The sequence below is a fragment of the Roseateles sp. YR242 genome, from assembly GCF_900109745.1.
GTDB lineage: Bacteria > Pseudomonadota > Gammaproteobacteria > Burkholderiales > Burkholderiaceae_C > Roseateles.
In genome coordinates, this window is sequence record NZ_FOAV01000015.1 from 56,930 (window position 1) to 83,064 (window position 26,135).

At 64.0% G+C, this 26,135-nt stretch carries 22 protein-coding genes and 1 pseudogene; 14 read left to right on the forward strand and 9 right to left on the reverse strand.

From position 1 onward, the window contains the following. Nucleotides 1-97: 97 nt before the first annotated feature. The gene (locus BMY53_RS21660) at nt 98-820 is read right to left on the reverse strand and encodes a YggS family pyridoxal phosphate-dependent enzyme (protein WP_092948583.1); all 723 of its coding nucleotides are present in this window, start codon (nt 818-820) and stop codon (nt 98-100) included. A 25-nt stretch (nt 821-845) separates the two neighbouring features. On the opposite strand from BMY53_RS21660, the gene BMY53_RS21665 reads away from it, so the two are divergent. The 5 genes and pseudogenes from BMY53_RS21665 to BMY53_RS21690 all read left to right on the forward strand — a co-directional run. Further along, nucleotides 846-1,889 (forward strand): type IV pilus twitching motility protein PilT, encoded by a 1,044-nt coding sequence (locus BMY53_RS21665; protein ID WP_092948585.1) that lies wholly within the window; start codon nt 846-848, stop codon nt 1,887-1,889. A 538-nt stretch (nt 1,890-2,427) separates the two neighbouring features. After that, on the forward strand, nt 2,428-3,564 hold the full coding sequence (locus tag BMY53_RS21670; RefSeq protein WP_092948587.1) for a PilT/PilU family type 4a pilus ATPase: 1,137 nt from the start codon (nt 2,428-2,430) through the stop codon (nt 3,562-3,564). 177 nt (nt 3,565-3,741) lie between these two features. Beyond that, nucleotides 3,742-4,644 (forward strand): NAD(P)-dependent oxidoreductase, encoded by a 903-nt coding sequence (locus tag BMY53_RS21675; RefSeq protein WP_092948589.1) that lies wholly within the window; start codon nt 3,742-3,744, stop codon nt 4,642-4,644. A gap of 761 nt (nt 4,645-5,405) precedes the next feature. Beyond that, nucleotides 5,406-6,320, forward strand: a complete 915-nt coding sequence (locus BMY53_RS25680; RefSeq protein WP_143074179.1) for a hypothetical protein — start codon at nt 5,406-5,408, stop codon at nt 6,318-6,320. 188 nt (nt 6,321-6,508) lie between these two features. Continuing rightward, nucleotides 6,509-6,757: pseudogene (locus BMY53_RS21690) on the forward strand (phage tail protein); the annotation flags it as partial. 27 nt (nt 6,758-6,784) lie between these two features. Here BMY53_RS21690 and BMY53_RS21695 read toward each other — a convergent pair. The 3 genes from BMY53_RS21695 to BMY53_RS21705 all read right to left on the reverse strand — a co-directional run bounded on the left by BMY53_RS21695 (nt 6,785) and on the right by BMY53_RS21705 (nt 8,555). After that, nucleotides 6,785-7,402 carry a BON domain-containing protein gene (locus tag BMY53_RS21695; RefSeq protein ID WP_310732126.1) on the reverse strand — a complete coding sequence of 206 codons (618 nt, stop codon included), beginning with the start codon at nt 7,400-7,402 and terminating at the stop codon, nt 6,785-6,787. A 133-nt stretch (nt 7,403-7,535) separates the two neighbouring features. Continuing rightward, nucleotides 7,536-8,105 carry an SIS domain-containing protein gene (locus tag BMY53_RS21700; RefSeq protein WP_092948594.1) on the reverse strand — a complete coding sequence of 190 codons (570 nt, stop codon included), beginning with the start codon at nt 8,103-8,105 and terminating at the stop codon, nt 7,536-7,538. 60 nt (nt 8,106-8,165) lie between these two features. Continuing rightward, nucleotides 8,166-8,555 (reverse strand): YraN family protein, encoded by a 390-nt coding sequence (locus tag BMY53_RS21705; protein WP_092948596.1) that lies wholly within the window; start codon nt 8,553-8,555, stop codon nt 8,166-8,168. A gap of 34 nt (nt 8,556-8,589) precedes the next feature. Between BMY53_RS21705 and rsmI the strand changes: the two genes are divergently transcribed. From rsmI to htpG, 4 genes are all read left to right on the forward strand, one after another. Then, nucleotides 8,590-9,489, forward strand: coding sequence for a 16S rRNA (cytidine(1402)-2'-O)-methyltransferase (gene rsmI / locus BMY53_RS21710; RefSeq protein WP_092948598.1), 900 nt, complete (start codon nt 8,590-8,592; stop codon nt 9,487-9,489). Nucleotides 9,490-9,602: 113 nt separating this feature from the next. Next, a complete protein-coding gene (tldD, locus tag BMY53_RS21715; protein WP_092948697.1) occupies nt 9,603-11,066 on the forward strand; it encodes a metalloprotease TldD in 1,464 nt (487 codons plus the stop codon). A 404-nt stretch (nt 11,067-11,470) separates the two neighbouring features. Continuing rightward, nucleotides 11,471-12,619 carry a 3-deoxy-7-phosphoheptulonate synthase gene (locus BMY53_RS21720; RefSeq protein WP_092948600.1) on the forward strand — a complete coding sequence of 383 codons (1,149 nt, stop codon included), beginning with the start codon at nt 11,471-11,473 and terminating at the stop codon, nt 12,617-12,619. Between the two features lie 112 nt (nt 12,620-12,731). Next, a complete protein-coding gene (gene htpG, locus BMY53_RS21725; RefSeq protein ID WP_092948602.1) occupies nt 12,732-14,633 on the forward strand; it encodes a molecular chaperone HtpG in 1,902 nt (633 codons plus the stop codon). A gap of 55 nt (nt 14,634-14,688) precedes the next feature. Here htpG and BMY53_RS21730 read toward each other — a convergent pair whose 3' ends face one another. From BMY53_RS21730 to BMY53_RS21740, 3 genes are all read right to left on the reverse strand, one after another. Continuing rightward, on the reverse strand, nt 14,689-15,708 hold the full coding sequence (locus BMY53_RS21730) for a serine/threonine protein kinase (protein ID WP_092948604.1): 1,020 nt from the start codon (nt 15,706-15,708) through the stop codon (nt 14,689-14,691). A 56-nt stretch (nt 15,709-15,764) separates the two neighbouring features. Next, nucleotides 15,765-16,634, reverse strand: coding sequence for a DUF2726 domain-containing protein (locus tag BMY53_RS21735; RefSeq protein ID WP_092948606.1), 870 nt, complete (start codon nt 16,632-16,634; stop codon nt 15,765-15,767). 160 nt (nt 16,635-16,794) lie between these two features. Next, nucleotides 16,795-17,601 (reverse strand): GNAT family N-acetyltransferase, encoded by an 807-nt coding sequence (locus tag BMY53_RS21740; protein ID WP_255370322.1) that lies wholly within the window; start codon nt 17,599-17,601, stop codon nt 16,795-16,797. A 444-nt stretch (nt 17,602-18,045) separates the two neighbouring features. On the opposite strand from BMY53_RS21740, the gene rplM reads away from it, so the two are divergent. The 3 genes from rplM to erpA all read left to right on the forward strand — a co-directional run bounded on the left by rplM (nt 18,046) and on the right by erpA (nt 19,504). After that, entirely contained in the window at nt 18,046-18,474 is a 429-nt protein-coding gene (rplM, locus tag BMY53_RS21745; RefSeq protein ID WP_092948608.1) for a 50S ribosomal protein L13, read from the forward strand. Between the two features lie 9 nt (nt 18,475-18,483). Further along, nucleotides 18,484-18,876 (forward strand): 30S ribosomal protein S9, encoded by a 393-nt coding sequence (gene rpsI / locus BMY53_RS21750; protein WP_092948610.1) that lies wholly within the window; start codon nt 18,484-18,486, stop codon nt 18,874-18,876. A gap of 250 nt (nt 18,877-19,126) precedes the next feature. Then, on the forward strand, nt 19,127-19,504 hold the full coding sequence (gene erpA, locus BMY53_RS21755) for an iron-sulfur cluster insertion protein ErpA (protein ID WP_092948612.1): 378 nt from the start codon (nt 19,127-19,129) through the stop codon (nt 19,502-19,504). Between the two features lie 185 nt (nt 19,505-19,689). Here the strand turns inward: erpA and BMY53_RS21760 are convergent, their stop codons facing one another. Beyond that, on the reverse strand, nt 19,690-20,811 hold the full coding sequence (locus BMY53_RS21760) for an anhydro-N-acetylmuramic acid kinase (RefSeq protein ID WP_092948614.1): 1,122 nt from the start codon (nt 20,809-20,811) through the stop codon (nt 19,690-19,692). A gap of 86 nt (nt 20,812-20,897) precedes the next feature. Continuing rightward, on the reverse strand, nt 20,898-22,271 hold the full coding sequence (locus BMY53_RS21765; RefSeq protein WP_092948701.1) for a M23 family metallopeptidase: 1,374 nt from the start codon (nt 22,269-22,271) through the stop codon (nt 20,898-20,900). A gap of 462 nt (nt 22,272-22,733) precedes the next feature. Between BMY53_RS21765 and tyrS the strand changes: the two genes are divergently transcribed. Both tyrS and BMY53_RS21775 read left to right on the forward strand, forming a co-directional pair. Next, nucleotides 22,734-23,990: a tyrosine--tRNA ligase gene (gene tyrS / locus BMY53_RS21770; protein WP_092948615.1), complete on the forward strand. Its 1,257-nt coding sequence runs from the start codon at nt 22,734-22,736 to the stop codon at nt 23,988-23,990. A gap of 311 nt (nt 23,991-24,301) precedes the next feature. After that, nucleotides 24,302-26,095, forward strand: a complete 1,794-nt coding sequence (locus BMY53_RS21775; protein WP_092948617.1) for a glycoside hydrolase family 15 protein — start codon at nt 24,302-24,304, stop codon at nt 26,093-26,095. The last annotated feature ends 40 nt before the right edge of the window (nt 26,096-26,135 follow it).

The following is a 26,135-nucleotide window of genomic DNA, read 5'->3' on the forward strand; positions in this document are numbered from 1 at the left end:
ATGGAAACGCCATGACTTTTGGGGGTCAGTTGTTGCCGTTGCGCGTACGTTCCAGTTCCGCGTGGTTACGGCTTGAGGGCCGGGCGGGCGCCCGGATTCAGGGTGCCGTCGCGGCGGCCTGCGCGGCGGAGGAGGGGCGTTGGCCGAAGATGGCGGAGCCCACGCGCACGAGAGTGGCGCCCTCAAGAATGGCGGCTTCCAGGTCGGCACTCATGCCCATGCTCAGGGTGTCGAGCGCCAGGCCATCCTGGTTGAGTTGCTGCAGTAACCGGGCGAGCGCGCGGTGGGGTTGACGCTGGGCGTCCAGGGTGTCGGCCGGCTCGGGGATGGCCATCAGGCCGCGCAACTGCAGATGTGGCAGGGCTGCCACTTCTCGGGCAATGGCGGGCAGTTCTTCCGGTGTCAGGCCGCTCTTGCTGGTTTCGCCGCTGATGTTGACCTGCAGGCAGATCTGCAGCGGGGGCAGGTGGGCGGGGCGTTGATCGGAGAGGCGCTGGGCGATCTTGAGGCGGTCCACGCTGTGGACCCAGTCGAAGTGTTCGGCCACGACGCGGGTCTTGTTGCTTTGCAGCGGGCCGATCATGTGCCACTCGACCTGGGCGCGGATATCCGCCAGGGCGGCGATCTTGTCGATGCCTTCCTGCACGTAGTTTTCGCCGAAGCGGTGTTCGCCCGCCTGGAAGGCGGCACGCACATCTTCGGCCGGAAAAGTTTTTGTTACCACCAGCAGCGTGACGCTGTGCACGGGCCGCGACGCCTGTTCACAAGCAAGGCCCATGCGGCCGCGCAGCTGTTGTATGTTCTCGGAGATCGTCGCCATAATCGACCAGGCTATTGCTTATCCCATGGACATTACTCAACTGCTGGCATTCTCGGTCAAGAACAAGGCCTCTGACCTCCACCTCTCGGCCGGACTGCCGCCCATGATCCGGGTGCATGGCGATGTGCGCCGCATCAACGTCGAGCCGCTGGAACACCGGCAGGTGCACGACATGGTGTACGACATCATGAGCGATGCGCAGCGCAAGGCCTATGAAGAGACGCTGGAATGCGACTTCTCGTTTGAAATCCAGGGGCTGGCGCGGTTCCGGGTGAACGCGTTCAACCAGAACCGTGGTGCGGGCGCCGTGTTCCGGACCATTCCGTCCAAAATCCTGACGCTGGAGAACCTGAACGCGCCGAAGGTGTTCGCGGAGCTGGCCTTGAAGCCGCGGGGCATGGTGCTGGTGACCGGCCCGACGGGTTCGGGCAAGAGCACGACGCTGGCGGGGATGGTGAACCATCTCAACGAAAACGAGTATGGCCACATCCTCACCATTGAGGATCCGATCGAGTTCGTGCACGAGTCGAAGAAGTGTCTGGTGAACCAGCGGGAAGTGGGGCCGCAGACGATGAGCTTCTCGAACGCGCTGCGTTCCGCCCTTCGTGAGGATCCGGATGCGATCCTGGTGGGTGAAATGCGGGACCTGGAAACCATCCGTCTGGCCCTGACGGCTGCAGAAACAGGCCACTTGGTCTTTGGCACGCTGCACACGTCTTCCGCTGCGAAGACGGTGGACCGGATCGTGGACGTGTTCCCGGCAGCCGAGAAGGACATGGTCCGGGCGATGTTGTCCGAGTCGCTGGTGGCGGTCATCTCCCAAACGCTGTGCAAGACCAAGGACGGCAGCGGCCGGGTGGCGGCGCACGAGATCATGCTGGGGACGTCGGCCATCAAGAACCTGATTCGCGAGAACAAGGTGGCGCAGATGTATTCGTCCATCCAGACGGGTAACAGCCTGGGGATGCAGACGCTGGACCAGAACCTGACCGAACTGGTTCGCCGCAACATCATCGCGCCGTCAGAGGCGCGGGCGAAGGCGAAGTTCCCGGAGAATTTCCCGGGCTGATCGTTTTTGCGTTCTCGGGTTTTTTTGGGGGCCCTTTCCTCGGTTTTCTTTGGGGGAGGGCATTTGTCTTTTCGAGGTTCCCTTGGGGCCTGGGTTTCTGGGCATGCGCCGGAAAGCGCCGGCTCGGCACCCTTTTCCTCCATGTCCCTCCTGTCCCGCTCCGCGGGCCATTCCTTCCTGATACTTACGGAAAAGGGCACCGAACCGTCACTTTCCGAAACCGGTGACTGCACTGGTTGTCATTCAGTGCGGTGCGGTGCAGTGCGGTGACATCGAGTCCCGAAGGTGTCTTTTTCAACCCCCCGTTACCGTTGTGGCAACTACCGAGAGATGTTGCGGTGCGGAAGAGCGGAAAATGTAAATGCGGCAGGTCTGGCCATGGGCAGGGCGTGAGGTCTTGGTCCAAAAGCCAGCTGCGGTCGAATTTGTCGCATCGGGAAATGAGTTTCCCGTGCCACATGGATAGACCGCAAAGCCCCCGCCGCCTATCCTTACCTACTTATTTCGCTACGGCCTCCCGCCCGACAGGACCGCTTTTATGGAACGCGACCAGGCTACCAAGTTCATCAACGACCTGCTGCGCCTGATGGTGTCGCGCAAGGGCTCCGACCTGTTCCTCACTGCGGATTTCCCGCCCGCGATCAAGGTGGACGGCAAGGTCACCAAGGTGTCGCCCCAACCGCTGACGGGCCAACACACCCTGCAACTGGCCCGTTCCATCATGAACGACAAGCAGGCCGCCGACTTCGAACGCACCAAAGAGTGCAACTTCGCCATCTCCCCCCAAGGCATCGGCCGCTTCCGCGTGAATGCCTACATCCAGCAAGGCAGCGTGGCCCTGGTGCTGCGGACCATCCCGGCCACCCTGCCCACCATCCAGTCCCTTGAGCTGCCCGCCATCCTCCAGGAAGTGGTGCTCACCAAGCGCGGCCTCGTCATCCTCGTCGGCGCGACCGGCTCCGGCAAGAGCACCTCGCTGGCCGCGATGATCGACCACCGCAACGAGACCACCTTCGGCCACATCATCACCATCGAGGACCCGGTCGAATTCGTGCACCCGCACAAGAACTGCATCGTCAGCCAGCGGGAAGTGGGCCTGGACACTGAAGGTTGGGAATCCGCGCTGAAGAACACACTGCGGCAGGCGCCCGACGTCATCTTGATGGGCGAAATCCGCGACCGCGAAACCATGGAACACGCCGTGGCCTTCGCTGAAACCGGCCACCTGTGCATGGCCACCCTGCACGCCAACAGCGCCAACCAGGCGCTGGACCGGATCATCAACTTCTTCCCCGAAGAACGCCGCGCCCAGCTGCTGATGGACTTGTCCCTCAACCTCAAGTCCATCGTCTCGCAACGCCTGCTGCCCCGCCAGGAAGGCAAGGGCCGCGTCGCCGCCGTGGAGATCCTGCTCAACACGCCGCTGATTTCGGACCTCATCTTCAAGGGCGAAGTCGGTGAGATCAAGGAAATCATGAAGCGCTCCCGCGAGCTCGGCATGCAGACCTTCGACCAGGCGCTGTTCGACCTGTACGAGTGGGGCCGCGTGACCTACGAAGATGCCCTGCGCAACGCCGACTCGGTGAACGACCTGCGCCTGCAGATCAAGCTCAACAGCGAACGCGCTCGCAGCGGCGACCTCTCCTCCGGCACCGAGCACCTGTCCATCGTCTGATCCTGCCGTCCGGGGCCCCTCGGGCGCCGAGCCGTGCTCCGAGGGTCTGAATGACACGGAGGCAGGGGGCGGCGCCCCTTATGCCCCTTTTGCCCGTTGTGCCGGTTGCGCCACTCAAGGCTCGCGCCCTTGCGCAGCCAAGCCACAATGGGGTCTCCATCCATTTCGGACTCCTCCATGAGCAGCATTGGCCAGCGCAGCTATACCGCCACCCCTTCATTTCGCGTCGCCTTCCTGGGCCTGGGCGTGATGGGTTTCCCGATGGCAGGCCATCTGGCCACTGCCGGACAGCAGGTCACCGTCTATAACCGTTCGCCTGCCAAGGCCCAGGCCTGGGTGGCCGAGTTCGGCGGTGCGTCGGCGGCTACGCCCCGCGAGGCCGTGCAAGGGGTGGACGTGGTGTTTGCCTGTGTGGGCAACGATGCAGACCTGCGTTCCGTGGTGCTGGGTGAGACGGGCGCGTTTGCCGGCATGAAGCCAGGCGCTGTCTTCGTGGACCACACCACCGCGTCTGCGGAGGTGGCACGTGAGCTGCATGCCGAGGCCAAGGCCCGTGGCCTGCATTTTGTGGATGCGCCGGTATCGGGCGGGCAGGCTGGTGCCGTCAACGGCGCGCTGACGGTGATGTGTGGGGGTGACCAGGCTGCTTTCGACACCATCCAGCCATTGGCCTTGCACATGGGCAAGGCCGTGACGCGTGTGGGCGAGGCGGGGGCGGGTCAGTTGGCCAAGATGGTCAACCAGATCTGCATTGCGGGCATTGTGCAGGGGCTGTCGGAAGCCATTGCCTTTGGCCAGCGCAGCGGCTTGCCGATGGAGCTGGTGCTTGACGTGATCGGCAAGGGTGCGGCCCAGAGCTGGCAGATGGACAACCGTGGCAGGACCATGGTGGCCGACAAATTCGATTTTGGTTTTGCGGTGGACTGGATGCGCAAGGATCTGGGCCTGGTGCTGGACGAAGCGCGCCGCAACGGCGCCCGCCTGCCACTCACCGCCTTGGTTGATCAGTTCTACGCCGACGTCCAGGAGATGGACGGCGGAAGGCTGGATACCTCCAGCCTCATCAAGCGCCTACGCTGATCGTCGAGGGGCCTTGCCTAGGCTCCTCCATGCATCGAGTCGCGCCGAACGCGCCGAGCGCCGTTCAAGCGGGGCTCTGCATGGCTGACTTCATGAGAGGAGCCAAGGGGAATGTCATGGTCAGCATTAATGACCACCCCTACATCCGAGCATGTTTCGAAGGTTTCCAGACACAGCGAATTGACTTCTCATTTTCGGTCGGGAACGCACGACGGACCAGCAAGCGCCCAATCAGCAGTGAACTGGTCATTACAAGCTGGGACACGGACCAGTCGTGCGGGCTGTTCTGATCTGAAGTTTCTCATTCCCCTCACTGCTTTCCAGGACGTTTCCACTTCAAACCTCCTTTGGGGGGATATTTTCGAAGGTCACAACTTTGTAAAACCTAGCTCCATTCAGACATTCAGGGAGAGTTTGATGAAGAGGATCTTTAACTGTGCCTGCAAGGCGTTCATCCAACGGCTGCAAACACACCACGGCCAGACTAAAAGGTGCCGGTGCGTTCGCTTGCGGAATGGTCGGCGGTAAGAAGACCAGTTGGGGGCTTGCTTGCTACGGAGCGATTGACTGGCTCGGGTCAAAGGCGGACGATCGGTGCCTATACGATTACGCATCATGCACTGCCAACGGCCTGATTTCCAGTCCGCAAAGTCCGAACTTCTTTTCATCTAGCCTTGATCGACGCGAGCTGACCATTCCGTCGTTGGAGCTGGCGGTTCAGGCCGAGGATTAATCGCCTGTTCTCTGGGAGATTGAGGAAATTGGGGGTCGTTGAAATAAACAAATCAACAATTGCATATGTCGTCATCGGCGCTGCCGTTGCTTTGAGCGTTGCAGCCTATTTCATCGACTCAGTTGAAATTCATGCCTCGGTGGAGATCGCTAAGGAAGTGGCTTCTTCGCCATGGCCGAACCAACGATCCCCCTCGCCCTCCGATCCCAGCCCTGGTACCAAGCAGCTCGGCGGGGGAAATCAGTCTGCGCAGATCGTTCAGTCTCCAAACCGAGTGATCGCTTCTCAGGAAGATTTCGGTCAAGCAATTCTCCGAGCCATTAATGGCGGATCGCCAGAAGATGCAGGCAAAGCCGCGTTGTACATCTCGGCGTGCCAAAGCGCGAATCAGCTCAGAGACGACATAGAGCGACAACGAGGGCGAACCAACATTCCAAACGACAGGATCGGAAGCCTTGCTGCGGGTGCCGAGGATTTAATTCGCCAATGCCAGACTGTCACAGAGGACATGAAGCAGCACAGGAAGCAGCTTGCGGAAGTTGCACTTCTCGGAGGAGTAAAGGGCATCGCAACGTCTTATGCGCAGATTGTGAACTATGCGCCGGAGGCAGCAATGCGAGGACCGTTGCGAACAAGCCTCCAGGCTGATGCTGCGTCTGGGGACTCAGCGGCCATTTTTGGGCTCGCTTTGCATGGCTACGATCTTGGTCTGAGCAGAGTGGAGGCCAGCGCTTACGTTTATCTCGCAAAGGCCACCAGCAAGAACGCCTATCAAACCGAGATGCTGACGATCGCGACAGACAGAAAGGATTTCCTCCAGCTGACGGACAAGGAGAAGCTAGAGGCGGAGGTACTGAAGAAGAGGATGTTGAGCGAGATGCCGAAGAAACCCGGCCAATCCGCACTGGATGGGACGTCGTCAGTCCAGGCGGCAAATGGATGATGAACCCTTCCGGGACGGAACATTCCGTTCCTCCAGCCCAATGCCGGTTGAGTTTCTCTAGCGCGGGCAGACACAGCAGCGCATGACTTCGCGCGAGGCATCCCGCACATTGGCGGCTCATCTCTGGAGCCGCCAGCACGACAGGGTTCGTCCCGGTGCGGGCTCCCCCTTCTATCGCAAGAAGCCCCATGGCACTCGACTCGTACCACCATGGCGTGCGCGTCATCGAAATCTCCGATGGCGTGCGCACCATCCGGACCGTCTCCACCGTCATCATCGGTCTGATTGCCACGGCATCCGATGCTGACGACGCGACCTTCCCCAACAACAAGCCGGCGTTGATCACCAACGTCAACACGGCCATCGGCAAGGCCGGCACGAAGGGAACGCTAGCCGCCGCGCTGGACGCCAACGCGCTGTACAGCCGGGGGCTCACATCATGGCCCGGCCAGCCGGGGCTCACATCATTGCGGAGCCGAGGGGCGCAGATTCGCGAGTTCGGCTTCGGAAATGATTTCCATGGCGCGAACGACCTTGTTGACACCCTTCACACCACGGGCAATGTCGGTGGCCCGCGCCGCTTCACGTTCAGTCACGCGGCCCATGATGTAGACGTTGCCACGTTCCACCACCAGATAAAAAGCGTTGGACACCAGGTCCTTGGCATCCACCAGGCTGGCCTTGACCTTGGTGGCGATGGCCAGGTCATTGGCCCGGCTCGACAGCGAGCTGAGCATGCCCACGCCCACTTCGTTGAGCACGCTGTTCACGTTCTCGACACCGCGGGCGATGTTCTCGGCCGCCGCACGGTCCTCGTCATTGCGGGTCTCACCCGTCAGCAGCACCATGCGGTTGTAGCTGTTGACGCTGATGTGGACACGGTCTCCCAGCTGTTCACGGATGCGGTTGGACGTCTTGAGTTCGATGCCCTGGTCTTCCAGCTGCGTGCCGGAGGTGCGGCGGTCCGTCACCATCAACGCGCTGCCTGCAGCGCCAGCCAGCACCAGCGGCACACAGGCGGTTTGCAGCAGGCTGGCGGTCACAGCACCGGCCAGAATCAGGGCACGGGTCTTGGTCATCATGTTGGATCCTTGGGGAGAGGCTCGGAAGCTCGAAAAAATGGCGAATGCCGCCAATGGTCAAATGCCGGATCAGGGATGGAGGCCGGCGCTCCGCTAAGAACGTGTGAACCCCCACGTCGGACGACGCATGGGGCTACTCAATGGCACCCAGCAGCTGCACGTCAATGGCATCTGCCAGGCAGTGCGACAGCAAGCGGTGTGCCTCGGCCACACGCGCGAAGCGACTGTGAGGCACGCGCAGCTGAACGTCTGTATCCAGAAGCGTCGACCGCCAGTCGTCATCCTGGGTGCCGCTCAGGGCGATGACGCTCATCTCCTGCCCATGGGCCACCTGCAGCAAGGCACCCGCCGCGCCACTGCCCTGGCTTTCGAACAGCAGCAGCAGGTCACCGGGATGGCCCAGCGTCTGGATCTGGCGCATGAGGGCGGAGGCCGGGTCCGGATATCCCTGGGCCTGCGCATCCAGCGCGATGACGGCCAGGCCCGGCCGCTCCTGCTCAAAGCGGCCCGCCAGCAGGGCCGCCGCGTAGGACGCGTCCGCTGCGGAGATACCCAGCCCGGCGCACCAGACACGGCCACCGGCCGTCAGGGCGTCCACCATCATCTGTGCAGCCACGGCGAGCGGGCGCGACAAGCCTTCCGCGACCTGGTAGAGCAGATCGGCGCTCTCGAAGAATTGCTGCTGTATGCGTTGTTCCAACATGAGGCCGGATGATAAGGCCCTGGAGGGTGGCAGGAGCGGGCAGCTGGTGCTGGAAGCGCGTCAGCAGGAAATGGCTGAACAGTCGAAGGCGGCTGGCAGCCATTCGATGCGGTCGCCATCGATGGCCACGACGTCGAAGCGGCAGGGCGGCACCGTGGCCAGGCGGCTCAGGTAATGGGAAGCGGCGAAGATCAGGCGGCGCTGCTTGGTCGGCGCGACGCTGGCGGCCGCGCCGCCATGGGCATCGGCCTTGCGCGTGCGTACCTCGACAAAGACCAGGGTGCCGTCCCGCGCCCGCATGATGAGATCGATCTCGCCGCCTCGGGCATGAGGGCCGCGCGCCACTCGATAATTGCGGGCATCAAGCCGCATGCCCTGGCGGCACAGAAATTCCAGTGCGCGTGTCTCGGCGTCGTCGCCCAACGCCTTTGTGGAGAGCCTCTTGACCATCCCTTCGTCTCCCCAGACATCCCTGCCTGACCTGATGAGTGCCGCCGCCGCCGCTGCCGCCGGCCAGCAGCAGTATCCAGCGGGCACGCTTTACCTGGTGGCGACACCGATCGGAAATTTGTCCGACATCACCCTGCGCGCCATCCACACCCTGACCCTGGTGGACGCCGTGGCCTGCGAGGACACCCGCGTGAGCGCGCAACTCCTTCGCTGGCTGGGCCAGCACAAGCCGCTGGTCGCCCTCCATCAGCACAACGAACAATCGGCCGCCCAGGCCCTGGTGGCGCGGTTGCTCCAGGGCGAACGCATCGCCTATGTGAGCGATGCCGGCACCCCCGCGGTGTCTGACCCCGGCGCCTTGCTGGTGGCCGCCGCACGTGAGGCCGGCATCCGGGTGTTGCCCCTGCCCGGCGCGAGCAGCACCGTGACGGCCGTCAGCGTGGCGGGAGACACCCGCGCCCAAGGGTTCCAGTTCGTCGGTTTCCTGCCCACCAAGGCCGCCGAGCGCCGCACCATGGCTCAGACACTGACGGGCAAGGGCCACAGCCAGGTGCTGTTCGAAGCGCCCCACCGCATCCGCGAGCTGATAGACCTCCTGGCCGAGCTGGCACCCGAACAACTGCTCACCGTTTGTCGTGAATTGACCAAGCAGTTCGAGACCGTTTACACCGCGCGCTGCGCCGACCTGCCCGCCTGGATGGCCGCCGACCCGCAGCGCGAGCGCGGTGAATTTGTGCTGGTGCTGCATGCGGCGCCCGCCGAAGACGATGCCGGTGAGCTACCGCCGCAAGCCCTGCGCGGGTTGCGCGTGCTGATGCGCGAGCTGCCCCTGAAGCAGGCGGTCAGCCTGGCCGCAGAGCTGAGCGGCTGCCCCCGCAATGCGCTCTACCAGCAGGCGCTGGCCTGGAAAGCCGAGGCCGATCCGGAAGAGTGAGGGTCAGCTTCGCGCCCCGGCGTCGGGCTGCGCGCGCTGCCTGACCCGCATCGGTTGGCCCTGGGGCGGATATGGGCGATGCGCCGAACCGGGCACCTGCCTACAATCAGCCCATGATTTCGCGCGAACCCACTCTCGCCCGTCTGGTCACCGCCCGTGCCCAGTTGTTGGAACCCTTCGGCCTGACCGATGCCTCGCTGGCCCAGGCCTTGCGCCTGATCACCGAGCACCGGGTGGACGATGCCGACCTTTACTTCCAGACCACCCGCGCCGAGGGTTGGAGCCTGGAAGAGGGCATCGTGAAAAGCGGCAGCTTCTCCATCGACCAGGGCGTGGGCGTACGCGCCGTGGCCGGCGAGAAGACCGCCTTTGCCTATTCGGACGACATCTCCGAAGCCGCCCTGCTGGATGCCGCCCGCACCGTGCGTGCCATCGCTTCGGCCGGCCAGAGCAAGCGGGTGAAGGTGCCCAGCGAACCGGTGGTGGCGGCCAGCCGTGCCCTGTACGGTGAAGCAGACCCCATCGCCAGCCTGGACAGCACCCAGAAGGTCGCCCTGCTGGAGCGCACCGAACGCCTGGCCCGCGCCAAGGACCCCCGCATCGCCCAGGTCATGGCCGGCCTGGCAGCCGAACACGAAGTGGTGCTGATCGCCCGTGCCGACGGCACGCTGGCCGCCGATGTGCGGCCGCTGGTTCGCCTGTCCGTCACCGTGATCGCCGAAAGCAATGGCCGCCGCGAAGTGGGCTCCGGTGGCGGCGGTGGCCGCTTCGGTCTGGCCTATTTCACTGACGAGATGATCGCCTCCTATGTGGATCAGGCCGTCACTGCCGCTCTCACCAACCTCGAGTCCCGCCCCGCTCCGGCTGGCGAGATGACCGTGGTGCTGGGCCCGGGTTGGCCCGGCGTGCTGCTGCACGAGGCCGTGGGCCATGGTCTGGAAGGTGACTTCAACCGCAAGGGCTCCAGCACCTTCGCCGGCCGTATTGGCGAGCGGGTGGCCGCCAAGGGGGTCACCGTCCTGGACGATGGCACCATCCCCGACCGCCGCGGCTCCCTGAACGTGGACGACGAAGGCTGCGCCTCGCAGCGCAATGTGCTGATCGAGGACGGCATCCTCAAGGGCTACATCCAGGACGCCATGAACGCGCGCCTGATGAAGGTCAGCCCGACCGGCAACGGCCGTCGCGAAAGCTACGCCCACCTGCCGATGCCGCGCATGACCAACACCTACATGCTGGGCGGGGACAAGCACCCCGAGGAAATCATCGCCAGCATCGACAAAGGTCTCTACGCCACCAACTTCGGCGGCGGTCAGGTGGATATCACATCGGGCAAGTTCGTCTTCTCTGCCAGCGAAGCCTGGTGGGTGGAAAACGGCAAGCTGCAATACCCGGTGAAGGGCGCCACGCTGATCGGCAACGGGCCGGATGCGATGAACCGCGTCTCCATGATCGGCAACGACATGAAGCTCGATACCGGCGTGGGCGTCTGCGGCAAAGAGGGCCAGAGCGTGCCTGTGGGCGTGGGGCAGCCCACTCTGCGCATCGATGGGCTGACCGTCGGCGGCACGGCCTGAGTCGGCTGCCGCAGCGCCAGCACCAGTATCAGCGCCTGCAATCTGCGCATCACCGGATGCGCAAACCTCTCACTGAAACCCCTCCCTGGTTTTGATCAAGGATCGGCGCATACGTCGTGCGCCAGTCACACCTGGCCTATTGACGCGCCATGATGGTCACGGGCAATATCAACGTCATGCGTTTCGTCGGCAAGTTTTATTTTGCGTACTTTTGGTTCTCGCACCGCCCCGGCGGAGGAGAGGCGAACGCATAAGCAGGCGCCAAGAATCCTCAAGAAACCGCCGGGTCCACCACCCGGCGGTTTTTTTTCGCCGGTACGTGGACACTGAAGGCGATGTTGCGGAGTCAGGGTGCCCCAAGGCCGGCCAGCAGCGGCCTCACACACAACAGGAAATCGTCATCCATGAATGCCAAGTCCACTCACCAGTACGGTACCGCCCAGGAGGCGGAGCGCTGGTATTCGCCGCAGGACAAGACCAGCCAAACCGACGACGAACGCATCCTGGACATCACGCCCTTGCCGCCCCCCGAACACCTCATCCGCTTCTTCCCCATCCGTGGCACCGCCATGGAGCAACTGGTGGTGGGAACCCGTCAACGCATCCGACGCATCATGTCGGGGCAGGACGACCGGCTGCTGGTGATCATCGGCCCATGCTCCATCCATGACCCCGCTGCGGCGCTGGAGTACGCCCGCAAGCTGGTGGCGCAGCGCGAGAAGTATGCCGACACGCTGGAGATCGTGATGCGGGTCTATTTCGAGAAGCCGCGCACCACCGTGGGCTGGAAGGGGCTGATCAACGACCCCTACCTTGATGAGAGCTATCGCATCGACGAGGGCCTGCGCATCGCCCGCCAGCTGCTGCTGGACATCAATCGCCTGGGCATGCCGGCGGGTTCGGAGTTCCTGGACGTGATCTCGCCGCAATACATCGGCGACCTGATCTCCTGGGGCGCCATCGGCGCGCGCACCACCGAGAGCCAGGTGCACCGCGAGCTGGCCTCGGGCCTGTCGGCCCCCATCGGCTTCAAGAACGGCACCGACGGCAATATCAAGATCGCCACCGACGCCATCCAGGCGGCCGCGCGGCCGCACCACTTCCTGTCCGTGCACAAGAACGGCCAGGTCGCGATCGTGGAAACCGCCGGCAATCCGGATTGCCACGTGATCCTGCGCGGTGGCAAGGCGCCCAATTACGACGCCCAGAGCGTGGGCGTGGCCTGTGCGGACCTGGAAGGCGCCAAGCTGCCCACCCGGCTGATGGTGGACTGCTCACATGCCAACAGCAGCAAGAAGCATGAGCGGCAGCTGGACGTGTCACGGGACATCGCCGGCCAGATCCGCGAGGGCAGCCGGCAGATCTTCGGCGTGATGGTGGAGAGCCATCTGCAAGGTGGTGCGCAGAAGTTCAACCCTGGCAAGGACGATCCGTCCCAACTGGAGTACGGCAAGAGCATCACCGACGCCTGCCTGGCCTGGGACGACTCGCTGGAGGTGCTGGACGTGCTCAGCCAGGCCGTGGCAGCCGCAAGGTCGCATCAGCTCTCTTGAATTTGCCAAGCCGCGCCCCAATTGCTGAAGCAACCGGGGCGCGGCGGGTCCGCGCGAGGACAATCGTCCTTTTCCCGACCCAATCCATAAACGGCAAATTGCTCGACGAGTGATGGACAAACAAACCCATTCCTTCCAAGCCGAGGTCAAGCAGATCCTGCATCTGGTGACCCATTCGCTCTACTCCAACAAGGAAATCTTCCTGCGGGAGCTGGTGAGCAACGCCTCGGACGCCTGCGACAAGCTTCGTTTCGAAGCGCTGGACAACAACGCGCTGTACGAAGAACAGCCCAACCTGGAAATCCGGGTGTCGTTTGACGCGGCTGCCCGCACCGTCACCATCAGCGACAACGGCATCGGTCTCTCCACCGAAGAAGCCATTGCCCACCTGGGCACCATCGCCAAGAGCGGTACCCGTGAATTCATGGCCCGCCTGGAAGGCGACCAGAAGAAGGACGCCAACCTGATCGGCCAGTTCGGCGTGGGTTTCTACTCCGGCTTCATCGTGGCGGATCGCATCACGGTGGAATCCCGCCGTGCCGGCCTGCCGGCCGATCAGGGCGTTCGTTGGACGTCCGAAGGCACGGGTGATTTCGAAGTCGAATCCATCACCAAGCCCGGTCGCGGCACGGATGTGGTGCTGCACCTGCGCGAGGGCGAGGAGGAATTCCTCAAGACCTGGCGCCTCAAGTCCGTCATCAGCAAGTACTCCGACCACATCTCCCTGCCCATCCTGATGCGTAAGGAAGAGTGGGACGCCGACAAGGCCGAGCAGATCATCCTGGACGAGTGGGAGCCGGTGAACAAGGCTTCCGCCCTGTGGACCCGCAGCAAGAGCGAGGTCACACAGGACGAATACGACAGTTTCTACAAGCAGATCAGCTACGACACGGAAGCCCCGCTGGCGTTCACCCACAACCGGGTGGAAGGCCGCAGCGAATACACGCAGCTGCTCTACATCCCGGCCAAGGCACCGTTCGACCTGTGGAACCGCGACAAGCGCGGCGGCGTGAAGCTCTACGTCAAGCGCGTCTTCATCATGGACGACGCTGAGGCGCTGATGCCGGTCTATCTGCGCTTCGTCAAGGGCGTGATCGACTCTGCAGACCTGCCGCTGAACGTCAGCCGTGAGCTGCTGCAGGAAAGCCGCGACGTGAAGGCCATCCGCGAAGGCTCGACCAAGCGCGTGCTCTCCATGCTGGAAACGCTGGCCAATAGCGAGGACGTGTCCGACAAGGACAAATACGCCCGCTTCTGGAAAGACTTTGGACAACTGCTGAAGGAGGGTGTCGGTGAAGACACCACCAATCAGGAACGCCTGGTCAAGCTGCTGCGTTTTGCCTCCACCCATGCCGACGAAGGCGTGAGCTTCCAGGACTACCTGGGCCGCATGAAGGAAGGCCAGGAGGCCATCTACTACATCACCGCCGACAGCCTGGCCGCTGCGAAGAACAGCCCGCAGCTGGAAGTCTTCCGCAAGAAGGGCATCGAGGTGCTGCTGTTGGCGGACCGTGTGGACGAGTGGATGCTCTCCCACCTCTTCGAGTTCGAAGGCCACTCGCTGCAGTCGGTGGCCAAGGGCTCGGTGGACCTGGGCCAGCTGCAGGACGAAGAAGAGAAGAAGAAGGCCGAGGAAGCGGCCGAGACCTTCAAGCCCATGCTGGAAAAGCTCAAGACCGCGCTGGAAGGCAAGGCCAAGGACGTCCGCGTGACCACGCGCCTGGTCGATTCCCCGGCTTGTATCGTGGTGGAAGAGGGCGATATCAGCGGCCATCTGGCGCGCATGCTCAAGCAGGCAGGCCAGAACGCACCGGCCTCGCAGCCGACGCTGGAGGTGAACCCCGAGCACGCGCTGGTGCGCAAGCTGGGTGACATCAGCCAGCAGGAAGGCACTGATGCGCGCTTCAAGGATCTGGCGCTGGTGCTGTTCGACCAGGCACTGCTGGCCGAAGGCGGCTCGCTGGAGGATCCGTCGGCCTATGTGAAGCGGGTCAACGCGCTGCTGCTGGGCTGAGGATTGACGCCACAAACAAAGGCCGGCATCGAAAGGTGGCGGCCTTTGTGCTGTCTCAGTCCCAACTGGGCATGCCTGACGCCTTGTCCGCCTCGGTCCGCATCACGTCCAGTTGATCGTTCAGCTTGACCACCTGGTCGCTCCAGTAGTTGGGCGTGCCAAACCACGGGAACGCCAGCGGGAAGGCCGGGTCGTCCCAGCGGCGGGCCAGCCAGGCACTGTGGTGGATCATGCGCTGGGTGCGCAGCGCCTCGATCAGGCGAAGCTCGCGCCAGTCGAATTCACGCACGCTTTCATAGCCGTCCAGCAGCGCATCCAGTTGCTGGCGCGCGGCCTCCGGGTCGCCGGACAGCATCATCCAGAGGTCCTGCACCGCCGGGCCCTGCATGGCGTCGTCCAGATCGACGAAGTGCGGGCCACGGTCGGGGGTCCACAGCAGGTTGCCGGGATGGCAGTCGCCGTGCAGGCGCAGGCTGCGCAGATTCGGCTGCGCGTCGAAGGCCGCCTGGATGGCGTCAATGCAGCGTTGGGCGGCGTCATGCCACTGCGGAGCGATGTCGGGCGTCAACGTGTCGCTGGCCTTCAGCCAATCACGCGCCTCGCGTGCCGGTTGCGCACTGTGCCAGGCCACGCGATGTTCAAACGGCCGTTGCTGGCCGACATCATGCAGACGCGCCAGGAAGCGGCCCAGCCAGCGCAGGACTTCCGGGTCTTCCAGCTCAGGCGCGCGGCCACCCTGGCGGGGGGACACGGCGAAGCGGTCGCCCAGCACATGCGCCAGGGTCGTGGCCTGGCCGTCCACCTCCAGGGTGAGCGGCGCCACTACCGGCACCTCCGCTTCCACGAGTTCGCGGGCAAAGCTGTGCTCTTCCAGGATCTGCGCATCGCTCCAGCGGCCGCCGCGGTAGAACTTGGCCACGACCGCGCTGCCGTCCTCGAGATAGGCCTGCAGCACGCGGTTCTCGTAGGAGTTGAGCTGCAGCAGCCGGCCATCGGGGCGCAGGCCCGCATGCTCGAGCGCGTCCAGCATCCGTTCTGGCGTGAGGTGACCGAAGCCGGCCGTAGGTGTGGTCATCAGAAAAAAGAAACGGCGCTGACGCGCCGCTCATCCGGAATACAGAAGTCGCTAGCTTAGCGCCGCAGGTAACGCGGTGCGTCGACCACAACGCCGGCAATGTCGTTCTCGCCGTCGTCCAGGAATTGGGAGTCCGGCATGGACGAGTCGCTGCCGGCCACGCCACCACGCGGCCGGTAGCCGCGCTGTCGCGGCTCGACAGCATGGGGCGGCGGCGCTTCTGCCGGGGCATTGAAACTGTCGAAGCGACTGTCAGGCGCAAAGAACGAATCGCTGAAAACGGGCGACTCGTTCCACAAGGTGTTGCGCGAGGCCACCCGGCGGGACGCGGCGGACGCAGTCGCTGCCGCTGGGGAGGCCGCTGCGGCCGGGGCAGGGGCCACCGAGGGCCGCGCCGGCGTTGGACGCGCTTGCATCGGTTGCGGGCTGCGGGCGCTCTGGTTGCTGTACGGCACCAGCAGTTGCAGTTCCGAGACCGTCGGCATGTTGTCGGCCGACAAGCGCAGGTAGCGGATGCGACAAGCCGCCAGCACCTCCTGCTTGATCTGCAGGCTGCGAGCAGTCCCTGGGCGCTCGGTTTCCAGATCTACCGCCGCCAGCACACGGCCATTGGGGCTGCAGATGGCGAAGTTCACACTGATGCCGCCCAGCAGGTCATACCAATAGCGCACGTCCCGAGCTTCGGTCGGCTGGCAGAAACGCACCAGCGGCAGCTTGGCCATGACGACGTGATGGGGCAGCGCCTCGCGCAGGAGACGGAAGACGCGGCGTTCGTCCGCGCTGAAAACGGGTCGCGCCGTCAGCGACCATTCGGTGGGGAGCGGCTTGCGACGCCGCTGCGGGCGGCGCAGCAGCAGGACGACCAGCAGGCTGAGCATCGCCAGCCCGCACAGTCCCGCAATCAGCCACGGCAGCGTGTTCTGCATGTTCCAGGATTGGAAGAGGAGGGCACTGCAGCCGTCGTTGTGACGGAACGCACATCTTGAGTCGTGCCCGGATCGGCGCGAATGTAGCCGAAACTCGTTACAAAATGCATCCCGCCCCACCCCCCTGGATCAGGTGGCAGGCCAATCTTGTGCTGTACGACTATTGCTTGGCGGACTTGCCGGACGCCTTGCGGCTGATCTTGGACTTCACTTCGGCAACGCCGTCGATGAAGTTGCCCAGCGTGTGCAGGTGGCGTTTGAGCTGGAAGTCCACTTCGGCCATGTGACGCTCTAGCGCCTCGTCCACATGCGAGGACACCGAATCGGGCGGCAGGCGCAGCCAGGCTTCGGATTCACTGCCATCACGCTCCACCTTGGCGCCAGCCTTGCGGGCGATGGCCAGCATGGGGCCGTTTTCGCTCAGGGCGTGGATGAAGAGCGTGTCGATGCCGCGATTGCGGGCGTGCAGGGCGGCGCGCTCGAACAGCCGGCCGCCGAAGCCCCGTCCGCGTGCAGCATTGAGCACCGAGACACCAAATTCCGCCATGGCCGGGCGGCCCTTGATCTGTGGCGTGGGTTCGTAGGCCAGATGTGCCACGGCGATCAACTGCAGCTTGCGGTTGAAGATGCCCAGCACTTCATCACGCGAGAAATTCAGCCCGTCAACGTATTTCTGGATCTGCTCATCCCGTGCGGCATAGCCGAATCGCAGGTAGCGGTCTCGCTCGGCGAGCGACAGCAGGTGCTGCGCAATGCGGCGACGGTGCCGCCGGCCCAGCGGGCGGATGGGAACCCAGTCCGCCCAGCGACGCCAGAATTCGGGCATCCAACGGGATGCCTGTGCGGACAGGCGCTGCGGCAGCCGCACGGGCACCGGCTCCGACGGCACCTGACGGTCGTGTCCCTGCGTGGCCTGGGGGGTCAGGGCAGGGGGGCCGTCGGCGGGCGGGGGCGGGGAGGCGGTCATTGGCAGCTAAGTGATTACCCGGATCGTAGCCAAAGTGCGTCTTTCGCCAAGAGGGTTCATCCGGTATGGCGCTGAAGTGTGACGAATCTCCGGTCGCGGTGTTGGGTCCGTGCTGGATGATTTGGTGAAATGCCCGGCCTGTGCCCGAGGGGCTTCTCGCGGATTTGGTTTTTTGGACTCTTCTGATAGACTCGCGGGCTTTCCCCGGTTTCATGGCAGCCGTGGGACACTTTTGTGAGAGGCCGCACGGCATTTCTGTCCAACTTTTGAGTCAGCTCCTGTGAGCTCTGAGTCTCTGAGTGGGTCAGATTGCAAATAAGCGGCACCGAGCGAGGTGGGGCGTTGGCCCGACGTGCTGTTGACGGATGCTTCTGGGTTCAACTTCCGGGTTGATGTTCAAGGGGTGTGTTGTCCAGCTGATTTGCCTGATTTTGAAAGACTCTCATGAAGACCTTCAGCGCCAAGCCGGCCGAAGTGAAGCACGAGTGGTTTGTGATTGACGCCACCGACAAGGTGCTCGGACGTGTTGCCAGCGAAGTGGCACTCCGTTTGCGCGGCAAGCACAAGGCCATCTACACGCCTCACGTGGATACCGGTGATTTCATCGTCATCATCAACGCAGAAAAGCTGCGCGTGACCGGTAACAAGGCCAATGACAAGGTGTACTACCGTCATACCGGCTACCCTGGCGGCATCCGTGCCACCAAGTTCAAGGACATGCAAGCCAAGTTCCCGGGCCGCGCCCTGGAAAAGGCTGTCAAGGGCATGCTGCCCAAGGGTCCTCTGGGCTACGCGATGATCAAGAAGCTGAAGGTGTACGCGGGCGACACGCATCCGCACACCGCCCAGCAGCCTCAAGTGCTGGAAATCTAAGGAGCGGTGATGATCGGAAACTGGAATTACGGTACCGGCCGTCGCAAGTCGTCGGTGGCTCGCGTCTTCATCAAGAAGGGCACGGGTCAAATCGTCGTCAACGGCCGCTCGATCGAGCAGTACTTTGGTCGTCAAACCTCGATCATGATTGCTCGTCAAGCACTGCTGCTGACGAACAACGGCGAGGCCTTTGACATCAAGGTCAACGTGCACGGTGGTGGCGAATCCGGCCAAGCCGGTGCAGTGCGCCTGGGTATCACCCGCGCCCTGATTGACTACGACGCAGCCCTGAAGCCCGAACTGAGCCGCGCCGGCTTCGTCACGCGTGATGCGCGTGAAGTCGAGCGTAAGAAGGTCGGTCTGCACGGTGCTCGTCGCCGGAAGCAGTTCAGCAAGCGCTGATCGAACTTCCTGGAACTGCCCCGGGTCATCCCGGGCGGCTCCAAGCCAACAAAAGCCGCTGTTTCAGCGGCTTTTGTTTTTGTGGACGCAGGAAGTGATCTTTCGCCTCACGCCTCGTGCGCTTTGATGCCGGTCGGATGTGCGGCCTGCCTCATTGCCAACAGGGCTTTGGCTCGCGAGGGCGGCGCGGCCAGGCGGGCTTTGCCATAATCCCCACCATCTACCGGACTTATCCATCCAGGATCCCAGCATGAGCACAGCAGTTCTCGAATCTCCCGCCACCGAAACCGGCGGCATGCCGGCCCCGCTGGTCTTCACCGACGCTGCGGCAGAGAAGGTGCGCGAGCTGGTGCTGGAAGAAGGCAACCCCGACCTGAAGCTGCGCGTGTTCGTGCAGGGTGGCGGCTGCTCCGGCTTCCAGTACGGCTTCACCTTCGACGAGGCGGTGAATGATGACGACACGCAGATGACCAAGAATGGCGTCACGCTGCTGATCGACGCCATGAGCCTGCAATACCTGATGGGCGCCGAGATCGACTACAAGGAAGATCTGCAAGGTGCCCAGTTCGTGATCAAGAACCCGAACGCCCAGACCACCTGCGGTTGCGGCTCGAGCTTCTCGGTCTGAGCCTGGTCTGAGCACGGGGTCTGAAGTGCTGCGTCCTACCTGCCTCTGCAAGGCGGGAGCGGGCATGTGATGAACCGCCTTCGGGCGGTTCAGTCGTTTCTGCGTTGATGTCCGAAGCGCAGCAGGTCCAAAGCGCATGTCCTGAGCCCGAGGACCCGCTCGCCGGCGTCCACTTCAGGTGCTGATCAAGCGGGGGTGTAGCTACCCAGCACGCGTTCACCGCTGGCGCCTGTCACGGCGGGCAGGTTGCCGCTGAGGTGTCGCACCCAGCGCATGGCCAGCCAGGCAAAAGCGGCCCCCTCCACCTGCATCGGTGGCAGGCCTTGCGCCTCGGTGGTGGAAACGATCAATCGGGGGAGCAGGACCTGCAGGCGCTGCAGCAGGTGCCCATTGAAGGCGCCGCCCCCACAAACCATCAAGTGCTGCCAGGAACCTGGCGCAAAGCGTGCCAGGCTGTCCGCCACGCAGCGTGCGCTCAGTTCCAGCAGGGTGGCCTGCACGTCTACGGGCCGGGCCTGTGGAACATGTCGGGCGAGGTGATCGTCCAGCCACTGAAGGTGGAACAGATCGCGCCCGGTGCTCCTGGGGGGCGGCTGCTGGAAGAAGGGTTCTGCCAGAAGTGCCGCCAGCAGGCTGGGGAGGATCTGGCCCTGAGCCGCCCACTGGCCGCCGGCGTCATAGTCCGTGCCCTGGTGGCGTTGAACCCATCCGTCCATCAGGCAGTTACCCGGGCCGCAGTCGAAACCGCCGCTCGCACCATCGGCCTTCAGCAGGCTGACGTTGCTGATGCCGCCGACGTTGAGCACCGCCACATCCGCATCGGCACGCCCGAACACGGCGCGATGGAAGGCCGGCACCAGCGGAGCGCCCTGGCCACCGATGGTGAGGTCCCGGGTGCGGAAGTCGTGGACCACGCTGATCCCGGACAGCTCGGCCAGCAAGGGGGCATTGATCAGTTGGAGCGTGAAACCGACGCCATCAAACTCCCCCGGACGATGCCGAACCGTCTGGCCATGCGCGCCGAGTGCACGAATTTCCCGGGGGGCCAGGCGTTGCGACAGCAGCAGCGTGCGGGTGGCTTGCGCATAGCTTCGCGCCACGGCGCTGCCGGCCAGTGCCGCGCGCTGCAGCTCGTTGTGGCCGGCACTGTTGAGTGCCAGCAGTTCGGCTTTCAGGCTGGGGTCAAAGGGCGCGTAGGCGTGGGCCAGTGCTTGAACCGACCCCTTGCTGTCCGCGCTGAGCAACACGGCATCCACACCGTCCAGCGAGGTGCCGGACATGAGGCCGATGTAGTGCTCGACGGCCATGGTGGAGGGTGGGTCAGAACCGGAGGTGGAAGCGGCAGGAATGGCTCGGGCGGCAGGTGCCCGCCCGAGTAGAGGTGGTGGCGATCTTATTCGCCAACGACACCGTCGCCCAGCGTGGCTGCGGCCTGCAGCTGGGTCTTGGCGGCCGCCAGCTGTGCCTGGAAGGCGCCACGAGCGCTCGCCGGCAAGGCCACAGCTTCAGAGGCGCGGGCGATGACGCGCGGATCCTGCTGCTTGCCGCTGACGCGGAATTCAAAGTGCAGGTGCGGGCCGGTGGCCCAGCCGGTGGCGCCCACGGCGCCAATCTTCTGGCCTTGCTCCACACGATCGCCGCGTTTGACGTCGATACGGCTCAGGTGGCCGTACACCGTCATGCGGTCGCCGTTGTGCTTGATCTGGATGACGTTGCCGAAGCCGTTCTGCCAGCCGGCAAACGCCACCTGGCCGTCACCCACCGTTCGCACCGCTGTGCCGGTGGGGGCGCCATAGTCGATGCCCTGGTGCTGGCGCCACGTCTTGAGGATGGGGTGGAAGCGCATCGCGAAACTGGAGGTCACGCGGGAGAATTCCATCGGGCTGGCCAGGAATGAACGGCGCTTGCTCTCGCCATCAAACCCGTAATAGCTGCCCTTGCCGTTGGCGCCGTCCTTGAACCAGACGGATTGGTAGCTCTTGCCGTTGTTCACGAACTCCGACGCGAGCAGGCGGCCGGCGCGGCCGTCCCAATTGATGGGTTCGCCGTCGGCGGTCTTGACTTCGTAGACCAGCGAGAAGCGGTCGCCCTTGCGGAGCTCGCGGTGGAAGTCGATGTCGCCCGAGAACATGTCCGCCAGTTGCGAGGCAATGGCGTCCGGGATGTTGGCTTCGTCGGTGGCGGCAAACAGCGAGCTTCGGATGGTGCCGCTGCCCAGGCGGACCTGGTTTTCCAGCGCCACGGTCTCCCATTTGGAGACGAAGTGGTCACCCTCGCGAGTGATGCTCAGCCGGGTGAAAAAGCTATCCTGCTGCTCAGGCGTCTCGGCGGCGAAACGGGCCACCAGGCTCTGCACCTGGCCGCTGGCGGTGGCCGTGACCTGCACGCGCTTGCCCACCCGGCCTTGCAGCAGGCGCTTGGCGGTGGGGTCGTTGCGCAGGAAGAGCGCGGCGGCGGGGTCGAATGCGCCCATGCGCTTGAGCAGGGTGTCGGCCGTGTCCGCAGCGCGGGTGAGGTCGGTGCGGGAAAGGCCGGGGTCGAAGCTGGCCAGTTGGGCCAATTGCTCGTCCAGCGATTGCGGGACGATGGCTTCGGTGATTTCGTGCTGCTGCAGATCCGCCGCGTCAGGCGCCAGCGGCGCAATACCGAAGGCGGTGACGGCAAAACCGCCGAGCACACCGACCACGGTACCGGTCAGGGCGCGCGGGTGACGAGAGGCAAACGCCTCGGCAGTCGCCGTCAACGCCTTGCCACGAGCCATCAACATCTTGCCGTGAGCCGCCAGCGCTTCAGCGCTGCCCAGCGAGCGCTGTACGCGCTTCCATTCCTCAGACCAGTTCATCACGCGCAAAACATCCTGCAGACGGTAGGTGACGGAACCCACAAGCCCCCGGCCAGCCGACATGGCGTCCGGCCGGAGCGTGCGGTCGATACAGCGGGCGCTGACCGATTACCTGGACGATGCCTGACCGTGCTGCTGGCTTTGGCGTTAGTCTTGACCCCACCCAGCGTGGCCGTGGAACGGACCTGGCGACAGGGGGCTCGGCAGGTGGACGCCGAGGCGTCCACTAGAATCGGCAGCTTTTGCAGGCCTGAGGCCAGGAACGGTTTTTGCCATCTGTCCCGCCCTGCAAAACTGCAACAAGTATAGCGACGGGTCCTCTCGCAACATGCTAGAAAACCCGATAAATCAAGACTTTATGTAAACCCCGTGCGGGTGATGTAGACCATGTCCGAAGCCCGAACCCCCTCTGCAACTTCTTCCGAAAAACCGGAATTTGCGGTCACTGACCGTGTTCAGCACGCGCTGGCGCAGTCGCTGCGTGGGTGTGATGAGCTGCTGCCCAAGGACGAGTGGCTGAAAAAACTGGCCCGGTCCGAGGCCACCGGGGTGCCGCTGCGCATCAAGCTGGGTCTGGACCCCACGGCGCCGGACATCCACCTCGGCCACACGGTGGTGCTGAACAAGATGCGCCAGTTGCAGGACCTGGGCCATCAGGTGATCTTCCTGATCGGAGACTTCACCTCCATGATCGGCGACCCCTCCGGCCGCAATGCGACCCGCCCGCCGCTCACGCCCGAGCAGATCAAGCACAACGCCGAGACCTACTACAAGCAGGCCAGCCTGGTGCTGGACCCCACGCGCACCGAGATCCGCTACAACAGCGAGTGGAGTGACCCCCTGGGCGCGCGCGGCATGATCCAGCTGGCGGCCAAGTACACCGTGGCCCGCATGATGGAGCGGGACGACTTCACCAAGCGGTTCGCCGCCGGCACGCCCATCTCCGTGCACGAGTTCCTCTACCCGCTCATGCAGGGCTACGACTCCGTGGCGCTGAAGTCCGACCTGGAGCTGGGCGGCACCGACCAGAAGTTCAACCTGCTGATGGGGCGCCACCTGCAGGTGGAATACGGCCAGGAGCCTCAGTGCATCCTGACCATGCCGCTGCTGGAGGGGCTGGATGGCGTCGAGAAGATGTCCAAGTCCAAGAACAACTATGTGGGCATCACCGAGCCGGCCAACAGCATGTTCGCCAAGATCCTCTCCATCAGCGATGTGCAGATGTGGAAATGGTATGACCTGCTGAGCTTCCGCAGCCTGGACGAGATTGCCGCGCTCAAGCGCGAGGTGGAGGGCGGCCGCAACCCCAAGGAGGTGAAGGTGCTGCTCGCCAAGGAGATCACCGCGCGCTTCCACAGCGCCCAGGCGGCAGACGAGGCGCAGGCCTATTTTGACAACCGCGCCAAGGGCGGCATTCCCGACGACATCCCCGAAGTGACGCTGACGGGGGCGCCGCTGGGCATCGGCGCGCTGCTCAAGCAGGCCGGCCTGGTGCCCTCCACCAGCGAGGCCAACCGCATGATCGAGCAAAGCGGAGTGAAGATCGACGGTGACACCGTCAGCGACAAGGGCCTGAAGGTGAATGCCGGCCAGATGGTGGTGCAGGTGGGCAAGCGCAAGTTTGCACGCGTGACGCTGCGTTGACGCGGCCGCTGGTTCCATGACCGCAAGGGAGGCTCCGGCCTCCCTTTTTTCATGGCACGTCGGTGCCTTGGGCGCCTCTTCATCACTCCTCGCGTCCTCGCGGGCGGGATGCAGCGGTTTCCTAATCCCCTGAAATGCGCTGGCTGTTGATTGAAAGCAGCGCGACAACGAGATACACCTGTGCCAAGGCACGTTTCCTGCCGTCTGGTGTCGGTGCCTCCCAGGGTCTCTGGCGGGGCGCGCTCCAGGTGTTGCGTTGTCGGGGCTGCAGTGGCGGCCCGCGCCCACCGGATCAGAAAGGGGACTTGGATATGGATGCGGCATCGCTGAAGCTGGGGTTGGTCGGCAATTGCGCGGTCAGCGCCCTGATCGACGATCAGGCCCGTGTGGTCTGGGCCTGCGCGCCCAGATTTGACGGCGACCCGATGTTCCACGCGCTCATCGACTCGCCCGACGGCGTGGGACCCGACGGCACGTTCCAGGTCATGCTGGAGGATTTCTCGCACAGCGAGCAGTCCTACGACCATGGCACCGCCGTGCTGCGCACACGGCTGCACGACACGCGTGGCAATGCCATCGAGGTCACCGATTTCATGCCGCGCTTCTTCCTGCATGACCGGCCGTTCCGGCCGATGATGCTGGTGCGGCGTATCCGTCCGCTGGAGGGGCGCCCGCGTGTGCGCATCGTGCTGCGGCCGGTGGTCGATTGGGGCGCCTCCAAACCGGTGCGCACCCGCGGCAGCAACCATATCCGTTTTGTCGGCCCGCGCTTTGTGGTGCGCCTCACCACCAATGCGCCGCTCACCTATGTGCTGGACGAGACGCCGTTCTCGCTGGACATGCCGATGAGCTTCATCTTCGGCCCGGACGAGACCCTGGACCGCGGGGTGGAAGATGCCGCGCGCATGTTGGAGGAGCAGACCGTCAACTACTGGCGCGACTGGACCCGCCGCCTGGCCATCCCGCTGGAATGGCAGGACGCGGTGATCCGTGCGGCCATCACCCTGAAGATGTGCCTGTACGAGGAGACCGGCGCCATCGTGGCTGCCATGACCACCAGCATTCCGGAGGCACCCGGCACCCAGCGCAACTGGGACTACCGCTACTGCTGGCTGCGCGACGCCTTCTTTGTGGTGCGGGCCCTCAACAGCTTGTCCGAGACCGGCACGATGGAGGACTACCTGCGCTGGCTGCGCAACGTGGTGGCGCAGTCCAGGGACGGGCACGTGCAGCCTCTGTACGGCATCGGGCTGGAGAACCGTCTCACCGAGCAGACGGTCGACCACCTGCGGGGTTATCGCGGCAATGGCCCGGTACGGGCCGGCAATCAGGCCTATGAGCACTTCCAGCACGATGTCTATGGCAATATCGTGCTCGGTTCCGCCCAGGCCTTCTTCGACCATCGCCTGCACCAGCGCGCCGGGCTCAACGAGTTTGCCCTGCTGGAACGTATTGGTGAGCAGGCCTATGCCATCCACGACAAGCCAGACGCCGGCATGTGGGAGCTGCGCACCCGCTCACGGGTGCACACCTCGTCCGTGTTGATGAACTGGGCGGCCTGTGACCGGCTGGCCAAGATTGCGCAGGTGCTCAACGAGCCGCGTCGCGCCACCTTGTGGCGGGAGCGCGCCGACGTCATTCGCCAGAAAATCCTGGACAACGCGTGGAGCGACCATCGCAAGGCCTTTGTGGAAAGCTTTGGCGGCAAGGACCTGGATGCCAGCGTGTTGCTGATGGCGGAGGTCGGTTTCATCGACCCGAAGGATCCGCGTTTCGTGAGCACGGTGGACGCGTTGCAGGCTTCGCTCTGCGATGGTCCGCACATGCGCCGCTACGAGGCACCGGACGACTTCGGCCGCCCGGAAACCGCCTTCAACATCTGCGCCTTCTGGCGCATCGATGCGCTGGCCCGCATCGGCCGCACCGATGAGGCACGCGAGATCTTCGAGGCGCTGCTGGCCTCGCGCAACCACCTCGGCCTGCTCTCGGAAGACACGCACCCGGTCACCGGCGAGCTGTGGGGCAACTTCCCGCAGACCTACTCGATGGTGGGCATCATCAACGGGGCAATGCGCTTGTCCAAGCCGTGGGATTCGCAGATCTGATGTGCCTGCGGCGGCCAATCGCCCAGCGGCGCTGACAGGC

What these genes read in the sequence shown, in the direction of transcription:
- BMY53_RS21660 (WP_092948583.1), bottom strand. Translation starts at nt 820, where the DNA reads ATGGCGACGATCTCCGAGAACATACAACAGCTGCGCGGCCGCATGGGC.
- BMY53_RS21665 (WP_092948585.1), top strand. Translation starts at nt 846, where the DNA reads ATGGACATTACTCAACTGCTGGCATTCTCGGTCAAGAACAAGGCCTCT.
- BMY53_RS21670 (WP_092948587.1), top strand. Translation starts at nt 2,428, where the DNA reads ATGGAACGCGACCAGGCTACCAAGTTCATCAACGACCTGCTGCGCCTG.
- BMY53_RS21675 (WP_092948589.1), top strand. Translation starts at nt 3,742, where the DNA reads ATGAGCAGCATTGGCCAGCGCAGCTATACCGCCACCCCTTCATTTCGC.
- BMY53_RS21695 (WP_310732126.1), bottom strand. Translation starts at nt 7,402, where the DNA reads ATGATGACCAAGACCCGTGCCCTGATTCTGGCCGGTGCTGTGACCGCC.
- BMY53_RS21700 (WP_092948594.1), bottom strand. Translation starts at nt 8,105, where the DNA reads ATGTTGGAACAACGCATACAGCAGCAATTCTTCGAGAGCGCCGATCTG.
- BMY53_RS21705 (WP_092948596.1), bottom strand. Translation starts at nt 8,555, where the DNA reads ATGGTCAAGAGGCTCTCCACAAAGGCGTTGGGCGACGACGCCGAGACA.
- rsmI (WP_092948598.1), top strand. Translation starts at nt 8,590, where the DNA reads ATGAGTGCCGCCGCCGCCGCTGCCGCCGGCCAGCAGCAGTATCCAGCG.
- tldD (WP_092948697.1), top strand. Translation starts at nt 9,603, where the DNA reads ATGATTTCGCGCGAACCCACTCTCGCCCGTCTGGTCACCGCCCGTGCC.
- BMY53_RS21720 (WP_092948600.1), top strand. Translation starts at nt 11,471, where the DNA reads ATGAATGCCAAGTCCACTCACCAGTACGGTACCGCCCAGGAGGCGGAG.
- htpG (WP_092948602.1), top strand. Translation starts at nt 12,732, where the DNA reads ATGGACAAACAAACCCATTCCTTCCAAGCCGAGGTCAAGCAGATCCTG.
- BMY53_RS21730 (WP_092948604.1), bottom strand. Translation starts at nt 15,708, where the DNA reads ATGACCACACCTACGGCCGGCTTCGGTCACCTCACGCCAGAACGGATG.
- BMY53_RS21735 (WP_092948606.1), bottom strand. Translation starts at nt 16,634, where the DNA reads ATGCAGAACACGCTGCCGTGGCTGATTGCGGGACTGTGCGGGCTGGCG.
- BMY53_RS21740 (WP_255370322.1), bottom strand. Translation starts at nt 17,601, where the DNA reads ATGACCGCCTCCCCGCCCCCGCCCGCCGACGGCCCCCCTGCCCTGACC.
- rplM (WP_092948608.1), top strand. Translation starts at nt 18,046, where the DNA reads ATGAAGACCTTCAGCGCCAAGCCGGCCGAAGTGAAGCACGAGTGGTTT.
- rpsI (WP_092948610.1), top strand. Translation starts at nt 18,484, where the DNA reads ATGATCGGAAACTGGAATTACGGTACCGGCCGTCGCAAGTCGTCGGTG.
- erpA (WP_092948612.1), top strand. Translation starts at nt 19,127, where the DNA reads ATGAGCACAGCAGTTCTCGAATCTCCCGCCACCGAAACCGGCGGCATG.
- BMY53_RS21760 (WP_092948614.1), bottom strand. Translation starts at nt 20,811, where the DNA reads ATGGCCGTCGAGCACTACATCGGCCTCATGTCCGGCACCTCGCTGGAC.
- BMY53_RS21765 (WP_092948701.1), bottom strand. Translation starts at nt 22,271, where the DNA reads ATGTTGATGGCTCGTGGCAAGGCGTTGACGGCGACTGCCGAGGCGTTT.
- tyrS (WP_092948615.1), top strand. Translation starts at nt 22,734, where the DNA reads ATGTCCGAAGCCCGAACCCCCTCTGCAACTTCTTCCGAAAAACCGGAA.
- BMY53_RS21775 (WP_092948617.1), top strand. Translation starts at nt 24,302, where the DNA reads ATGGATGCGGCATCGCTGAAGCTGGGGTTGGTCGGCAATTGCGCGGTC.